The organism is Pseudoalteromonas sp. P1-26 (assembly GCF_001401795.1).
Lineage (GTDB): Bacteria > Pseudomonadota > Gammaproteobacteria > Enterobacterales > Alteromonadaceae > Pseudoalteromonas.
Map to the genome: position 1 here is coordinate 1 of NZ_LKDX01000129.1, position 599 is coordinate 599.

Genomic DNA, 599 nt, shown 5'->3' on the forward strand with positions numbered 1-599 from the left:
GCACAAATGTTTAATCTTTCAAGTATTGGTAACGTATTATCTGGGATTTTCCCAGGCTTATTTTCTCGTATTGAGCGGCCTGTCCAATCAACAAGTTGCAGGTATGTTTTGAGCTCAAATGGTAGTCCCTTAGGCATATGTTTACGAGGTCTACCTGCAAAGCGCATAAGCGGTTTTGGTTGCTTATTATTTTGAGCTGCATTAATTCTAGATTTAATACTGGTGTAGTCAGATTGCTCAGGTAAATCAGCCGCTTTTGCTCTAACAGGATTTAAATCTACATAAGCAAGGCATGCAGCAAGTGCAGCTTCATCAAGTAAAGCTTGTGATTTAAAGCGACCTTCCCAAAACCGTCCTTTGCACTCATCTTCTTGATTCGCTTTTCGTGCAATACCCTCGTTAAGGACTCGCATAAACCAACTAATACTGCTGAGCCTCTCACGATATAAATTTACCCTGGTATTAACCGCAGAAAGCTCTGCTTGTGTTAGTAATTCGCCATTTAAGAACCGTTGGCAAAGGAATGTACTTTTGAATAATTTGTGCCATCTAATAAGAATCGCTTTATTATTTAGACGCTTAGCTTTTGCTATATCAAT

The 599-nt window shown here is 39.2% G+C and carries 1 pseudogene; it reads right to left on the minus strand.

What is annotated here, in order from left to right:
- Window positions 1-599 (minus strand): annotated as a pseudogene (locus AN394_RS22110) (transposase); the annotation flags it as partial.